15 protein-coding genes are annotated in these 14,012 nt (G+C 71.1%); 3 read left to right on the top strand and 12 right to left on the bottom strand.

Annotated elements, in window-relative coordinates; genetic code table 11:
• The first annotated feature begins 9 nt into the window (after positions 1 to 9).
• Both ACZ63J_RS27940 and ACZ63J_RS27935 read left to right on the top strand, forming a co-directional pair.
• Complete coding sequence (locus ACZ63J_RS27940; RefSeq protein ID WP_465402098.1) at positions 10 to 1,506, top strand: alpha/beta hydrolase; 1,497 nt, start codon at positions 10 to 12, stop codon at positions 1,504 to 1,506.
• Positions 1,507 to 1,699: 193 nt separating this feature from the next.
• Positions 1,700 to 1,840: a hypothetical protein gene (locus ACZ63J_RS27935; protein ID WP_465402100.1), complete on the top strand. Its 141-nt coding sequence runs from the start codon at positions 1,700 to 1,702 to the stop codon at positions 1,838 to 1,840.
• Here ACZ63J_RS27935 and ACZ63J_RS27930 read toward each other — a convergent pair.
• The 10 genes from ACZ63J_RS27930 to ACZ63J_RS27885 form a co-directional block, all read right to left on the bottom strand.
• Positions 1,827 to 2,612, bottom strand: a complete 786-nt coding sequence (locus ACZ63J_RS27930; protein WP_465402102.1) for a DeoR/GlpR family DNA-binding transcription regulator — start codon at positions 2,610 to 2,612, stop codon at positions 1,827 to 1,829. The two genes, ACZ63J_RS27935 and ACZ63J_RS27930, sit on opposite strands and share 14 nt — an antisense overlap.
• A gap of 115 nt (positions 2,613 to 2,727) precedes the next feature.
• The gene (locus tag ACZ63J_RS27925; protein ID WP_465402104.1) at positions 2,728 to 4,566 is read right to left on the bottom strand and encodes a DUF5107 domain-containing protein; all 1,839 of its coding nucleotides are present in this window, start codon (positions 4,564 to 4,566) and stop codon (positions 2,728 to 2,730) included.
• On the bottom strand, positions 4,563 to 5,603 hold the full coding sequence (locus tag ACZ63J_RS27920; protein ID WP_465402106.1) for an ABC transporter ATP-binding protein: 1,041 nt from the start codon (positions 5,601 to 5,603) through the stop codon (positions 4,563 to 4,565). Before ACZ63J_RS27920 ends, ACZ63J_RS27925 begins: the two co-directional genes overlap by 4 nt.
• A 6-nt stretch (positions 5,604 to 5,609) precedes the next feature.
• A complete protein-coding gene (locus ACZ63J_RS27915; protein ID WP_465439663.1) occupies positions 5,610 to 6,491 on the bottom strand; it encodes a carbohydrate ABC transporter permease in 882 nt (293 codons plus the stop codon).
• 7 nt (positions 6,492 to 6,498) lie between these two features.
• Complete coding sequence (locus tag ACZ63J_RS27910) at positions 6,499 to 7,455, bottom strand: carbohydrate ABC transporter permease (protein ID WP_465303141.1); 957 nt, start codon at positions 7,453 to 7,455, stop codon at positions 6,499 to 6,501.
• Positions 7,455 to 8,849: an ABC transporter substrate-binding protein gene (locus tag ACZ63J_RS27905; RefSeq protein ID WP_465402107.1), complete on the bottom strand. Its 1,395-nt coding sequence runs from the start codon at positions 8,847 to 8,849 to the stop codon at positions 7,455 to 7,457. Before ACZ63J_RS27905 ends, ACZ63J_RS27910 begins: the two co-directional genes overlap by 1 nt.
• Before the next feature lie 69 nt (positions 8,850 to 8,918).
• Positions 8,919 to 9,761, bottom strand: coding sequence for a class II fructose-bisphosphate aldolase (locus tag ACZ63J_RS27900; RefSeq protein WP_465402109.1), 843 nt, complete (start codon positions 9,759 to 9,761; stop codon positions 8,919 to 8,921).
• Complete coding sequence (locus ACZ63J_RS27895; RefSeq protein ID WP_465402111.1) at positions 9,761 to 10,669, bottom strand: 1-phosphofructokinase family hexose kinase; 909 nt, start codon at positions 10,667 to 10,669, stop codon at positions 9,761 to 9,763. Before ACZ63J_RS27895 ends, ACZ63J_RS27900 begins: the two co-directional genes overlap by 1 nt.
• Positions 10,666 to 11,547 carry an SIS domain-containing protein gene (locus ACZ63J_RS27890; protein ID WP_465402113.1) on the bottom strand — a complete coding sequence of 294 codons (882 nt, stop codon included), beginning with the start codon at positions 11,545 to 11,547 and terminating at the stop codon, positions 10,666 to 10,668. The genes ACZ63J_RS27895 and ACZ63J_RS27890 overlap by 4 nt, the downstream gene beginning before the upstream one ends.
• 169 nt (positions 11,548 to 11,716) lie before the next feature.
• Positions 11,717 to 11,944 (bottom strand): hypothetical protein, encoded by a 228-nt coding sequence (locus tag ACZ63J_RS27885; RefSeq protein ID WP_465402115.1) that lies wholly within the window; start codon positions 11,942 to 11,944, stop codon positions 11,717 to 11,719.
• A gap of 135 nt (positions 11,945 to 12,079) precedes the next feature.
• Between ACZ63J_RS27885 and ACZ63J_RS27880 the strand changes: the two genes are divergently transcribed.
• Positions 12,080 to 12,520, top strand: a complete 441-nt coding sequence (locus ACZ63J_RS27880; RefSeq protein WP_465402117.1) for a GNAT family N-acetyltransferase — start codon at positions 12,080 to 12,082, stop codon at positions 12,518 to 12,520.
• 11 nt (positions 12,521 to 12,531) lie between these two features.
• On the opposite strand, the gene ACZ63J_RS27875 is transcribed toward ACZ63J_RS27880, so the two are convergent.
• Both ACZ63J_RS27875 and ACZ63J_RS27870 read right to left on the bottom strand, forming a co-directional pair.
• Entirely contained in the window at positions 12,532 to 13,122 is a 591-nt protein-coding gene (locus tag ACZ63J_RS27875) for a hypothetical protein (RefSeq protein WP_465402118.1), read from the bottom strand.
• Positions 13,123 to 13,223: 101 nt separating this feature from the next.
• Positions 13,224 to 13,919 carry an SDR family oxidoreductase gene (locus ACZ63J_RS27870; protein ID WP_465402120.1) on the bottom strand — a complete coding sequence of 232 codons (696 nt, stop codon included), beginning with the start codon at positions 13,917 to 13,919 and terminating at the stop codon, positions 13,224 to 13,226.
• Positions 13,920 to 14,012 lie beyond the last annotated feature (93 nt).

Raw genomic sequence — 14,012 nt, 5'->3', positions numbered from 1 at the left:
GGGCTGGCAATGTCGGGGGTATCGAGGCGGCTGGTGACGGCCGCGGCGGCGACGGCCGTACTGGGGAGCATCCTGACGGCGGCGCCGGCTTCGGCCGCGGCAGGCGTCGACTGGAAACCGTGCGCGGACGCGCCCGGTGTCGACTGCGGCACGGTCACCGTGCCGCTCGACTGGGCCCATCCGGACCAGGGCACCACGTCCATCGCGCTCGCGCGGCGCAAGGCGACCGACCCGGCCGCCCGCATCGGGTCGGTGCTGATGGACCCGGGCGGCCCCGGCGGCCCGGGCGCGGGCCAGGTCAAGGAGGGCTGGACGCTCTCGCCCGAGGTCACCAAGCGGTTCGACACCGTCGGCTTCGACCCGCGCGGCGTCGGCGACAGCACCCAGATCAAGTGCGGGCTCGACGAAGTGATCGCCGACCACCCGCAAGTGCCGCGCAACCAGGCCGAGTTCGAGCAGCTCGCGGAGTACAACCGCAAGCTGGGCGAAAGCTGCAACCGGCTCAGCGGGCCGCTGGGGCAGCTGGCCGACACCAAGAGCGTCGCGCGTGACATGGACGCGATCCGCGTCGCGCTCGGTGAAAAGAAGCTGACCTACTACGGCGTTTCGTACGGCACGCTGATGGGCCAGCAGTACGCCGAGCTGTTCCCGGACAAGGTCCGCGCGCTCGTGCTCGACAGCAACATGGACCACTCGCAGCACACGGCATGGGAGTTCCTGAACAGCGAAACGCAGTCGGTGCAGGCGGAGTTCGGCCAGTTCGCGGCCTGGTGCGACCGGACGCCGACCTGCGCGCTGCACGGCCGGGACGTCTCGAAGCTCACGCGTGCGCTGCAGGACAAGGCCGCGCGCGGGGAGCTGAAGGACCCGACGAGCGGTGAGCCGATCACGCCGCTGTCGCTCGCCTCGATGTTCCAGGGCGCGTTCTACGGGCCTTCCTGGGACGCGCTCGCCACGCGGCTCAAGTCGCTCGCGGACGGCACCAAGCCGGCCGCGTCGGCCCAGCTCAAGGAAGACGTCCCGGTCAACACGGTGTTCCAGAGCGTCTTCTGCGACGACTGGCGGCTGCCGGTGCACAACTTCGCCGAGCTCGAGGCCTACCGGCGGACGGCCGCGGCGCTCGCGCCGGACGTGAAGGTCAACTCCCTCGGCTGGCAGGCCGTCACCGGCTGCATCGGCTGGCCGAACAAGGCGAGCAACCCGCAGCACCCGCTGCAGGTGCACGGCGCGCCGCCGCTGCTGATGGTGAGCAGCAGGCACGACCCGGCGACACCGTACGCGTGGTCGCAGGCCGCCGCCCGCCAGAGCGGCAGCACGCTGCTCACCTACGACGGCTGGGGCCACGGCGCGTACTTCAAGAACAGCCCGTGCGTGACCAAGGCGACCGACGACTACCTGATCACCGGCAAGCTCCCGGCCAAGGGCACACACTGCGCGGCCGTCGAGCCGGGCAGCGCCGAAGCCCGCATCGCCGGGCCGAAACCGCCGTCGACGATCGGTTTCTGAGGCTTCCACCGCGGGCCGGGACCGAGCACAACCGGTTCCGGCCCGCGAAGGGAGCATGTTTGCCGAGCAACGGCTACCGGGAGGCCTATCCGTTGCACACCGCCTACCCCGGCGCCAGGCCGACTATGCGGTGCGGTAGCTGCGAAGCCACCGCGACACCCGCCTGGTCACGCTGACCATCGGCGCGAACGACATGGTCCTCTGCCAGAACACCACACCGGACCACTGCACCGGCCCGTTCCGCCTGGCGTCCCTGCGCACGGGCGGCGACCCGTGCGCGGCCGGCCTGCTGGTCAAGCTGCCGTCGGGCGGCTGCGACGTCAGACGGCGTTGACCTCGACACCCGCCGCCTCAAAGGCGCGCAACGCCTCCGGGTCGGCGTCGGTGTCCGTGACCAGCGCGTGCACCTGGGTCGTCTCGCAGATCCGGGCGAACGCGCGGCGGCCCAGTTTGGAGCCGTCCGCGACGGCGACCACCCGCTCGGCGCGTTCCACCATCAACCGGTTGATGCTGGCCTCACCTTCGTGGTGGGCGAACGCGCCGGCCTCCGGGTCGAAGGCGTCCACCCCGAGGAACAGCAGGTCGATGGTCAGCTCGCTGAGCACCCGCGTCGCCAGCGGCCCGCTCAGCTCGAACGACTGCGGCCGCGCGACCCCGCCGGTGACGACGATCTTGACGTTCGGCCGCACCGCGAGCTCGTGGGCGATGTTCAGCGCGTTGGTCACCACGGTGATGCCTGGCCCGTCGCCCCGCGTGGCCAGGTCCGACCGCATCGCGAGCGCCCGCGCGACGCCCGCTGTCGTCGTGCCGCCGTTCAGGCCGACGACCATGCCCTTCGCGGCGAACGCGGCCGCCGCGGCGCTGATCCGCTGCTTCTCCGGCACGTGCCGGGCCGTCTTGTAGCGCAGCGGCAGGTCGTAGGCGAGGTCGTTCGCGACCGCACCGCCGCGGGTGCGCGTGAGCAGCTGCTGCTCGGCCAGGTGGTCCAGGTCGCGCCGGATCGTGGCCGCGGAGACGTCCAGCTCCGCGGCCACGTCCTCGACGTCGATCTTTTCCCGCTGCCCCAGCATGTCCAGCAGGGTGCTCAACCGTTCGTGCCGGGCCATCGGCGGTACTCCCTAGCTTGCTCTCGGCGGCCCAGCGCGCATGACGTTGCACTGTTGGCCACCGTTTCGAGCAGTATGCTGCATCGCCGGTGTCCGCCGCACGCGGCACGCCGGTTCACGTCATCCGGAAGTCGTACCGCGCCGGCAGCGGATCATCCGACACCGCCGCCCACACGTCCGACAACGACGTCTCGCCCTCCCGGACGTTCGCCACCTCGAATCCCTCCTCGAACACCGCCCGCGCGCCGGCACGATCGCCCAGCGCGAGCCGGGTCCGGGCCGTCAGCAAGGCCACGCGCCCGTCAACCGGCAACCCGGCCAGCAACGAAGCCGCCGCCGAAGGCTCTTCCGCCGCCAGCTGAGCCGACACCGCCTCCAGCACCAACGGACGCACCGACGGCGCCAGCGCACAAGCCCGCAGATACAACCGAGCCGACTCCGGCGGATCCTGTGACACCGCCGCCAAACACCGCAACGCCCACGGATTCTCGGCTGCCAGCAAAGACGAATCCCACGCAGCGACCGCCTCCGCGCGACGCCCGGCCGCCCAGCGGGCGACACCCCGGTGGTACCACGTCAGCCAGTTGTCCGCCGTGTGCTCCAGCAAGTCCGCCCAGTACCGGTTGACCAGCGTCGGCGGCGGTAACAGAAGCGGGTCCCCAGCAGGCGAAAGGCCGTCCAGCAGCGAAAGCCAAGGCTCCTGCGACGCCCCCAGCGAAGATGGCGGGAACGGCGTTCCCGGCAAGCACATCGGCGTCCGACGCGCCTCCAGCGCGCCCCAACCCGAGCCCGAAAACAGCAACGGACCAGGCTCGGAGTCGAGAATCGACCGCAGCGCCGAGTGGTGATCCGCCAACGACGGCAGGCCGGACTCGATCGCCGACGTCGCCGCCGCCCAGTCCGTCCCGTGGACGACCGCCGGATCGGCCGAGACCGGGCCGTACGCCTCCAGCCAGTCCCACGACTCGCCCGCCGGGAGGCGCAGGTGCTCCAGCTGCGTGCGGGCCAGGCCCGCCTGGATCTCCAGGTAGCCGCCCGCGCCCGGCGCCAGCCACTCCTGCCAGCGGCGGCCGCCCCGCGACTCGCCCCAGACGAACAGCTTCCGGCCCCGCAGCCGCGACGTCGAGAGCTGCACCAGGCCGTGCCCGGACGCCGAGACCGCCGCGATCCACGGCGACGAGCACTCGAAGAAGTAGTCCGCAGCCGCCGGGGAACGCGCCGGGTACGTCAGCTCGGGAGTGACGTCCACCAGGTCCAGCCGGCCCGAATACCCGTAGTGCCAGGCCTGCGAAGCCGGCGCCAGCACCCGTGTGTCCGGCGTCTGCGGCACGGCGATGTTCGACCACCAGTACGCCGGGACGTCGTGCGGGTGCGGGTTGCGCAGGCGGACGCCCACCAGCAGGTGCTCCGAGCCGTCCGGCAGCCAGAAGTCCAGCTGGAACGGCAGGTCCCGCGTGCGCTCCCACTCCCACAGCCGCAGCACCGGGGAGCCGTCCGGGCCCTCGACCGCGGCCGCGAACATCGGCGCGCACGTCAGCGTCGTGTGGCCCGTGCTGCCCAGGTTCCATTCGACGCCGCCGGCGAACCACGCGTCGCGCAGGGCCAGGTTGGCCGGCTGGAACACCGGGTTGCGGTACAGCAGCTCACGGCCGCGGTGGACCAGCGAGTACAGCCGGCCGCCCAGGGACGGGAGCACGGTCGCGCGCACGTGGTCGTTCTCCAGCACCAACGCCGGAACGGACGCCGGGGTGCGGTCACGCGTGTAGCCGTCCTGCAGGAGACAGGGCAGCACGGTGTCCAGCCGTCCGTAACCGATCCCCTGCGCCAGGTCCGGCGGCAGCTCGTCCACATTGGACACCGAGGACACCGGCGGCGCGGCCAGCGGGGGCAGCGGGTTCTCGGGCCCGAGGGAAGCCGCCGGCAGCTCCACCGACGTGCGGTACAGGCGCGTCACGGCAGCCGGTCACCGGTGGCCGCGTCGAACAGGTGGACCGCGTCCGGCTGCGGGGCCAGCTTGATCCGCTCCCCGCGCTGCCACGGCGACATCCCCGGCGTGCGCACGGTCAGCACCTGCGAGTCCGTCCGGCAATACAGGTACTGGTCGCTGCCCAGCTCCTCCACCACCTCGACCACGGCGTCGACACCAGAGCCGATCGTCCAGCCCTCCGGGCGCACCCCGACCACCAGGCCCGGGCCGGTCAGCGCCGACCGCTGGGCCGGCGTGAGCGGGACCGACCACGGACCGTCCACTGTGGTCTCCAGCAGGTTCATCGCCGGGGAGCCGATGAACCCCGCCACGAACACGTTCACCGGCCGCGCGAACAGGCCGATCGGCGTGTCGACCTGCTGCAGGATCCCGTCCTTGAGGACCGCCACCCGGTCGCCCATCGTCATCGCCTCGACCTGGTCGTGCGTGACGTACAACGTCGTGACACCCAGCCGGCGTTGCAGCGACGCGATCTGCGTGCGCGTCTGGACCCGCAGCTTGGCGTCCAGGTTGGACAGTGGTTCGTCCATCAGGAACACACTCGGCTCACGCACGATCGCCCGGCCCATCGCGACGCGCTGGCGTTGCCCGCCCGAGAGCCGGGCGGGCTTCCGGTCCAGGTACTCGGTCAGGTCCAGCAGCGCCGCGGCTTCGGCGACCCGCTTGCGCCGCTCGTCCACGGGCACCCGGGCCAGCTTCAGGTGGAAGCCGATGTTCTCCCCGACCGTCATGTGCGGGTACAGCGCGTAGTTCTGGAACACCATCGCGATGTCGCGGTCCTTGGGCGGCAACGCGGTGACGTCGCGCGGTCCGATGTGGATCGCCCCGTCGTCGACGCCCTCGAGCCCGGCGAGCATCCGCAGCGTGGTCGACTTGCCGCAACCGGACGGGCCGACCAGCACGAGGAACTCGCCGTCGGCCACCGAAAGGTCGAGGCCGTCGACCGCCGGGCGGTCCACTCCGGCGTAGAAGCGGGTTGTGTCGGTGAAGGTCACCGTGGCCATCAGGTCCTACTTTCCGGCGCCGAGGGTCAGGCCGGTGATGATCCGGCGGGCGAGCACGAGGTACAGCACGAGCATCGGGAGCACCACGATCGCCACGCCGGCGATCAGGCCGCCGTACTCCGACTGGTAGCTCGCCGCGCCGTAGAAGGTGAACAGCGCGCGGGACAGCGTGAAGTGCGCCTGGTCCTTGAGGAACACGATCGCCAGCAGCGTCTCGTTCCACAGGCCGATCGCGTTCAGCGTCAACGCCGTGATCAGGCCGCCGCGCGCGAGCGGCAGCATCACCGAGAAGAACGTCCGGGTCGGCGACGCGCCGTCCAGGGCCGCCGCTTCCTCCAGCTCGTCCGGCAACGACCGGAAGAACCCCGTCAGGAGGAACACCGTGAACGGGATCGACAACGCGACGTACAGCAGGAACAGCCCGTACTCGTTGTCCAGGTGGACGCGGCTCAGCACCACGAACAGCGGGATGATCACCGTCTGGAACGGCACGCCCATGCCGATCGCGACGACGTTGGTCATCGGCCCGGACCCGCGCACCCCGAGCCGGGTCAGGGCGTACGCGCAGGGCGCGGACACGGCGACCGTGGCCACCGTCGCGAGCCCGACCAGCACCACGGTCGTCAGCACGGCGTCGCCGAACCCGGCGTTGTTCCACGCGTAGACGAAGTTGCGGAACGGCTTGCCGAGGTGGAACCACTGGTAGGGCAGCGCGAACGGCTTGGTGAAGATCTCCACCGGCGTCTTGAACGCGGCCGTGACCAGCCAGTACAGCACCAGCACGTTGCCGGCGGTGAACGCCCAGACGATCACCGAACCCAGCAGGCGCAACGGGCTCAGGCGGCGTGACCCCGGCGCCGGCCGCGGCTTGCGCGGCACGCGGCGCACGCGGACCTCAGAACTGGATAGCGTCACGACGCATCAACCGCCTCAGGAGCACGACGAGCACGGACACCAGCACGATCATCGCCACCGCGCAGGCACAGGCGGCCCCGAAGTCCGGGGTGCCGTTCGAACCGAAGGTCCGGTCGAACACGTAGACCCCGAGCGTCCACGCCTGGTTCGGCGGCGCGTAGGTACCCGGCCCGGCCAGTACGAACACCAGCTCGAAGATCTTCAGCGCGTTGATCGTCCACAGCACACCGGCGACCCCGACGACGTCCCACGTCATCGGCAGCGTGATGTTGCGGAACTTCTGCCACGGCGACGCGCCGCCCAGCTCGGCGTCCTCGTAGAGGTACGGCGGGATCCGATCGACCGCGGCCATCAGGATCGTGATGTAGAAGCCCGAGCTGGCCCAGATCAGCGACGCCGTCACCACACCGGTCACATTGGACGGTGCCAGGAACTTCGCCGCGTCCGCGCCGACGTGCTCCAGCACGTAGTTCGCCAGCCCCTGTTTGCCCGGCTGGTACTTGAACACGAACCCGAGGAACATCCCGAGCGCGACCGGCGCGACGATGTTCGGGAAGAACAGGATCGCGCGGACGACCTTGCCGCCGCGCATGTCCCGCAGCACCATCGTGAACAGGAACGCCAGCGCGAACGTGCCGATGCCGCCGAGGAAGACGTACACCAGCGTGTTGCGGAAGGCGTACTGGAACGAGTCGCTCGCCCACATCTGCGTGTAGTTCGTGACACCGTTGGGCTTCGGGGTGTCCCCCGCGCCGGCCCAGCTGGTGAAGCTCAGCACCACGGTCGCGAGCGTCGGCAGCACGAGGAAAGCCAGGTACAGCACCAAAGCCGGCGCGGCGAACGGCCAGAACAGCCGCTTCTTGCGGCGCAGGTGCGCACCGCCGGCGTCGCGGGTCTCCGAAACCCGCGACGCCGGCGCTGACGTGAGTGTGGCCATCAGCTCTGGTTCTTCCAGAACTCGGCGCCCTTCGCGGCCAGCTGGTCCACGAACTGCTGCGGGCTCAGCTGGCCCTTGAGCAGCGCGGTGTCGGCCGGGTCGAAGACGTCGGTCTGCCACTTGCCGCCGGCGATGCCGTCGATCCCGTCGTACTGCAGGACGTGCTCCTTCTTCGGGTCGTCCATCGCGGCCTTGACCTGCTTGAGGTCGTCCGGCACGGCGAGGTCGGCGCGCGGCACGAGGTTGTCGGCCACCGCCGGGATGCCCGAGAGGATGTCCTTGTTGAGGAAGTAGGCGATGAACGCCTTGGCCGCCTCGGCGTGCTTGGCCTTCTTGGTCACGGCGAACCCGATCGACATCTGCTCGACGGTGTCGTGCGTGGCGCCGGCGGGCATCGGGAACTGGAACGAGCCGTAGTTGATCTTCGTCCCGGCGCCCTGCTTGTCCAGGTACTCGCGCGTCTCGCTCGGCGCCCAGGTGCCGACGTAGAGGTAGCGCGAGTCGCCGTCGGCCCAGCGCTGCTGCACCTGCGGGAACTTCGCCGCGTCCCAGCCGTCGATGAAGTACTTCGGCAGCTTCGCGGTTTCAGTCGCGGCCTTGAGGAAGCCCGGGTCGGTCTTCCACGCCTGGCCGGTCTTGTCCGACGCCGCCTTGTTCAGCCCGCCCGCGCCGACGTACCGCTCGGCGAGCTGGGTGAAGAAGTACATGTTGTAGAACGGGATGTCGCCGTCCTGGCTGATCGCCGCCTTGCCGTCGGTCTTCGCCTTGTCGAACAGCGCGACGAGGTCGTCCATCGACTTCGGCTGCTGGACGTCGCCGGCGGTGTCCTTGTTGAACCACCAGGCGCTGGACTGGACGGTGTAGGGGACCATGAAGTTGTGGCCCTCGCGGTCCTTGTTCTGCGGGAAGTCGTACGAGCTCGCCGACAGCACGTCCTTGACGGTCTTGTCCCCCTCGCCGACCTTCAACGCGAAGACGTCGTCGACGCTCTGCGTGCCGCCCGGCGTCGCGATGGCCGCGCCGACCTTGCTGACGTCCTGGTCGAACAGGTCCGGCACGGCGTCGGTGTTGAGCGCGGGCACCAGGTTCTGTGTGTAGGCCTTGCGGCCGAGCCACTGGACGTTCACCTTGACGCCGGTCTTGTCCTGGAAGCACTTGAACGCCTTCTGGAGGACCTTGCCCTGCGGCTCGTCGGCCGTCCACATCGCCCAGTACGTGAACTCCTTGTCCGAAGCCGGTTTCACCGCCGCTTCCGGACACGGCGCGTTGAGGTACTGCTCCACCCCGGGCAGCGCGTTCTCGCCGGTCCCGCTGCCCGTGTCAGCGCCCCCACCACAGCCCGCCAGGAGGAGCGAGGCCCCCGCCGCACACGCCAAGACCTTGCTTCGTCGCATCCGCCACCACCAGGATCGAGATCGAATATTGCGCTCGTTCTGCGCGTTAGTGCGCAGTTTTGTTCGCTTTCACGCATCTGTCAACATGAGGACACCTAACAATCGGCGCACTTCACCAGCTACCGCGTCGCGGGCCGCGCCCAGGTACTTGCGCGGGTCGACCCGTTCGGGGTGCGCGCGCCAGTCTCCCGCGGCGGCCGCGGTGAACACCTTGTTGAGCTGGGTGGCGATGTTGACCTTCGTCATGCCCGCCCGCACGGCTTCGGCGAGGCCCTCGTCGGGCACCCCGGACGAGCCGTGCAGCACCAGCGGCACCGGCACCTCCGCGCGCAGCCGGGCGATCAGATCGAAGTCCAAAGTGGCGTCCCGGGTCAGCATCGCATGCGAGCTGCCGACGGCGACGGCGAGCGCGTCGACCCCGGTGGCCGCGACGAACTCCGCGGCCTCGGCCGGGTCCGTGCGCGCGCCCGGCGCGTGCACCCCGTCCTTGCCGCCGACCTCGCCGAGCTCGGCCTCCACCCAGACGCCGTGGTCGTGGCAGAACGCGGCGATCTCGCGGGTCTCGCGGACGTTGTCGGCGTAGTCCAGTTTGGACGCGTCGAACATGACCGACCCGAACCCGAGTGCGACGGCTTCGCGCACGAGGTCGCGGCATTCGGCGTGGTCGAGGTGCACGGCGACCCGTGCTTCCGCCGCCCGCGCGACGGCCAGCGCCGCGCCGCCGATCGGCGCCAGCGCGCCGTGGTACCGCACGGCGTTCTGGCTGAGCTGGACGATCACCGGCGCGTCCGCCAGCGCCGCGCCTTCGACGATCGCGGTGATGTGTTCGAGCTGGATCGCGTTGAACGCGCCACAGCCCCGCCCGGCCGCCGCGGCGGCCGCGACGATCTCCCCGGTGCCCACCAGAGGCATCACAACTCCTGTTCCGGCCGGGCGCGCACGGCGACCAGCCCCCGTTCCCGGTGGTAGTGCTCGAGGTCGACGTCCCCCGCGAGCGGCCCGAGCACGGCCGCGCCGGAGAGCGCGACGGCCCGGCGGAGGATCTCCGGCCACGGCTCGCGGTGGCTGAGCCCGAGCGCGAGCGCCGCGACCACGGCGTCCCCCGCCCCGGTGCTGTTGCCGGTGAGGACGGTGGACGGCGTCGCGTGCCAGGTGCCCGACGCCGTGACCGCGAGCAGGCCCTCGGCGCCAAGTGAGACGACGACGGCTCCCGCGCCCCGGCGGCGCAGCTCCCGCGCCGCCGCGACCGGGTCGCTCAGGCCGGTGACCTCGCGCAGCTCGTCGGCGTTCGGCTTGACGACGGACGGCCGGCCCGCCAGCCCGGCCAGCAGCGCGGCGCCGGAGGTGTCCAAGATGGACGGCCGGTCGCCGAGCAGCCGGGCGAAGCCGTCCGGTGGCGCGCCCGGGGGCAGGCTGCCGGAGCAGACCAGCACGTCCGGGACGCGGCGGCGGACCCGCTCGGCCAGCAGCGCCCACTCCGCCGCGCTCAGCTCCGGGCCCGGCTCGTTGAGCAGGGTGACCGAACCGTCCACGGCGGACAGGACGGTCGTCGTGCGGCGCGTCTCCCCGGCGATCGGCACCAGCTCCGCGGCCAGCCCGGCGGCGCCGAGGTCCGCCGCGAGCTCGGCCCCGGTGGCCCCGCCGGCGGTGGCGATCGCGCGGACGTCGGCGCCCAGCGTGTGCAGCACGCGGGCGACGTTGACCCCCTTGCCGCCCGCCCGGCGCCGGACGTCGCGCGCCCGGTGCACGGTGTCCGGCACCAGGCTGTCCACTGTGTACGTGACGTCGAGCGCCGCGTTCGGCGTCACGGTGACGATCATGTGAGGACGACGGATCTCGTGAGGCTGCGCGGGTTGTCCGGGTCCAGGCCCTTGCGGCGCGCGATCGCGCCGGCCACGAGCTGGGCCCGGACGAGGTCGGCGAGCGGGTCGAGGCCGCTCTGGACGAAGGTGCCGCCCGCGCGGCGGACGTCGTCGGCGAGCCCGTCCGGCGCGCTGCCGAACATCCAGGTCACCCGGCCCGGCTCGCTGATGCTGATCGGGCCGTGCCGGTAGTCCCACGCCGGGTAGGACTCCGTCCACAGCAGACACGCCTCGCGGAACTTGAGCGCGGCCTCGTTCGCGATCCCGACCGACCAGCCGGTCCCGAGGAAGCTGAACTGCCCGGCGCCGACCAGCGACTCCGGCAGCGGCTCGGCCAGCACCTGCTCGGCCTGGGCGACGACCTCGGTCAGGTCTTCGCCCAGGTGCGCGCGCAGCATCACCAGCGCCGTGGTGGCGAACCGGGTCTGCACCACCGACCGTTCGTCCACGGCGGACAGGTCGACGACGGTGTCGGCGGCGCCCTCGATCTCGGCGGGCACCCCGGTGATGGCCGTGGTCCGGGTGCGGCCGCGCAGCTTCGCGAGCAGCGTGTGCACCTCGGTCGTCGTCCCCGAGCGGCTGAGCGCGAGGACGTGGTCGTAGGCGCGCCCCACCGGGAACTCCGACGCGGCGAAGGCGTCGGTCTCGCCGAGCCCGGCGGTTTCGCGCAGCACCGCGTACGCCTGGCCGACGAACCACGACGTGCCGCAGCCGACGATCGCCACCCGGGCGCCCGGCGCGGGCAGCAGGCCGGCGTTCGCCTCGGCGAACCCGCCCGCCTCACGCCAGCAGCCGGGCTGGCTGGCGATCTCCGCCGCCATGAAGGTCCCGCTCATGAACTCCCCATCCGTGCCGGTTGTGCGCAACAGCTGTCACGGTAGGTGCAGTTTTGTGCATCGTCAATCGTCGTATCGAGCAACTTTGCACAGAGCGGGCGCGCACACGTGCAGCCGCGGGCACAAAAAAGGCCACCCTCGACGAGGGTGGCCTACGGAAGGAGACCGGCTACCGGGGCTTGCGCCGCCAGAGCCCGGTCACGACGGCCAGCGCGCGGGAACGCGTCGACACGGCGGGGACCGCGGCCGGCTCGGGGCCGACCCGGCGGCGCATGCGGTAGGCGAGTTCGAGGACTTCGAGGTCTTCGGGCCGACGTCTGCCGTGGACGTCCGGCCGGAGCATCAGCTCCCCCACCGTGACGGGCCTGCCACTGGCACGGTGCGCCGTGCTCGCCATCAACAACCTCCGCTGCTTCACGACCGGACCTGATGGCTGGTGATTCTATGAATCGGATTCGGGTCCGTCACCTTACTCACCAGTTGTGTCCGGTGTGTTCACCGAACCGGTCAACCGCCGGGCTAGCCTCGCCGCATGATCCGAATCGGGGGCCTCACCGCGGAAGACCGGCCGGCCTGGGAAAACTTGTTCGCCGGCTACAACACGTTCTACGGCCGGACGCTCGCGCCCGAGCTGATGGACCGCGCGTGGGCCGAGTTCGGCACCGGCGAGCGGCTGCACGCGCTCGGCGCGCGTCTCGACGGTGAGCTCGTCGGCATCGTCCACTTCCTCACCCACGCCAGCACGACTTCGGCGGACGTCTGCTACCTGCAGGACCTGTTCACCGACACCCGGGCCCGCGGGCGCGGCGTCGGCCGGGCGCTGATCGAAGCCGTCGCCGACTGGGCTCGGGAGCAGGGTTGTGTGCGCGTCTACTGGCACACCCAGACGTCGAACTCGACCGCCCGCCGGCTGTACGACCAGGTCGCGCTCGACAAGGGGTTCATGCAGTACCAGATCCCGCTCGGCCCCTGAGGTCCGCGAAGTCAGCACCGATGCCGGCCGTGGTGGTCACCGTGGTGGCGCTGCTGCTGGTGGGGCCGGCCGGACGACCACGCCGGGACGTCCGGGATCGTGTGCCGCACCGGAGCCGCCTGCTTCGGCGGCTGCTGCTGCTTCGGTTTTGCCTTCCCGACGATCTTGACCGCTTTCGCGAGCTTTCCGCGATGGGCGGGCGCGACTCCGGAATTCGATTCCTGAACCACTGCGGCCGGAACTATTTCGTGCTGCTCCACTGGCGGCGCCACGGATTCCGGAGTCGGCTTAGCGGGCGGAACTGTCACTTCGCCAGGAAAAGGAACCAGCGGGACGGCCACGGGTTCCAGTCCGACCGGCGGCCAGACCGCACCCGCGCTCCGCTGCGTCGGCATCGACATCGCCGTGGCGACCCCGCCGGTCAGCGCCAGCGCGCCGGCCACCACCGAGAACACCCGCAACCGCGCCAGCGAACGCATGACCTGCGGCTTTTCCCGGTGCCGCGCCTGCGCGCCCGGCAGCCGGTCACGGTCCTCCGCCGCGGACCGGTTCAGCAGCTCGGCGACCGTGACCGCGTCGCCGCGCGAAACCCTGCGTGCCATCAAACCCTCCACCCTGGGCCGACCGGACGACGGCGGTGCGTCCGGTCGGCCGATCATAGGAATGGGCGGGGCTCGTGTAAAGGCTCGTTCACCCTGCGTTCCTAAGCGAGCCGCGCGCCGCCGTCCACGTGCAGGACCGTGCCCGTGACGAACGGGTTCACCAGCGCCTGCAGGGTCGCCGCCGCGATGTCCGCGGGCCCGCCCACCCGGCGTGCCGGGTTCGTCTCCGCGGTCCGGCGGAACAGCTCGGCCTTCCCTTCCCCGAGGCGGTCCCACGCGCCGGAGTCGACGATGCCGGGCGAGATCGCGGTGACCCGGACCGGCGCGAGCTCCACCGCGAGCGCTTCCGCGAGGAACGCCACGGCGCCGTTCGTGGTGACCATGACGGCGCGTTCGCGGGCCGGGCGCCAGGCGGCGAACCCGGAGAAGAGCGCCATGGCCCCGTTTTCGCGGAACCGCGGGCCGAAGTGCTTCGCCAGCATCAGCGGGCCGATCACCTTGGCGTCGAAAGCCCTCGTGACCGCGTCGCGGTCCAGCGTCGTGAGCGGTCCGTTCGCCGGCGCCGAGGCCAGCGAGACCAGGTAGTCGAGTTCACCCACTTCTTCGGCAAGCGCTTTCAGCGACGATTCCTCGCCGAGATCCGCGAATGCGGCGCGCATTCCGGGCTCGCGCACACTCGCTGGATTCCGCCCGGCCAAGACGACTTCGGCGCCCGCCGCGCGGGCGTCCGCCGCGATCCGGCGGCCGATGCCCGAACTCCCGCCGACCACCACCAGCCGCTTTCCTTCGAACGACATTTCCGTGCTCCTTTCGTCTCGCACCCCGGTTCCAGCGCGCGGCGGCCCCGGAACAATCCCGTCACGATCCGAATGTTTTCGATGGCTGCGATA

This window comes from Amycolatopsis sp. NPDC104863 (assembly GCF_055582965.1).
The sequence above is the reverse complement of the archived record's forward strand: the minus strand, read 5'-3'. Positions and strand labels throughout refer to the sequence as shown.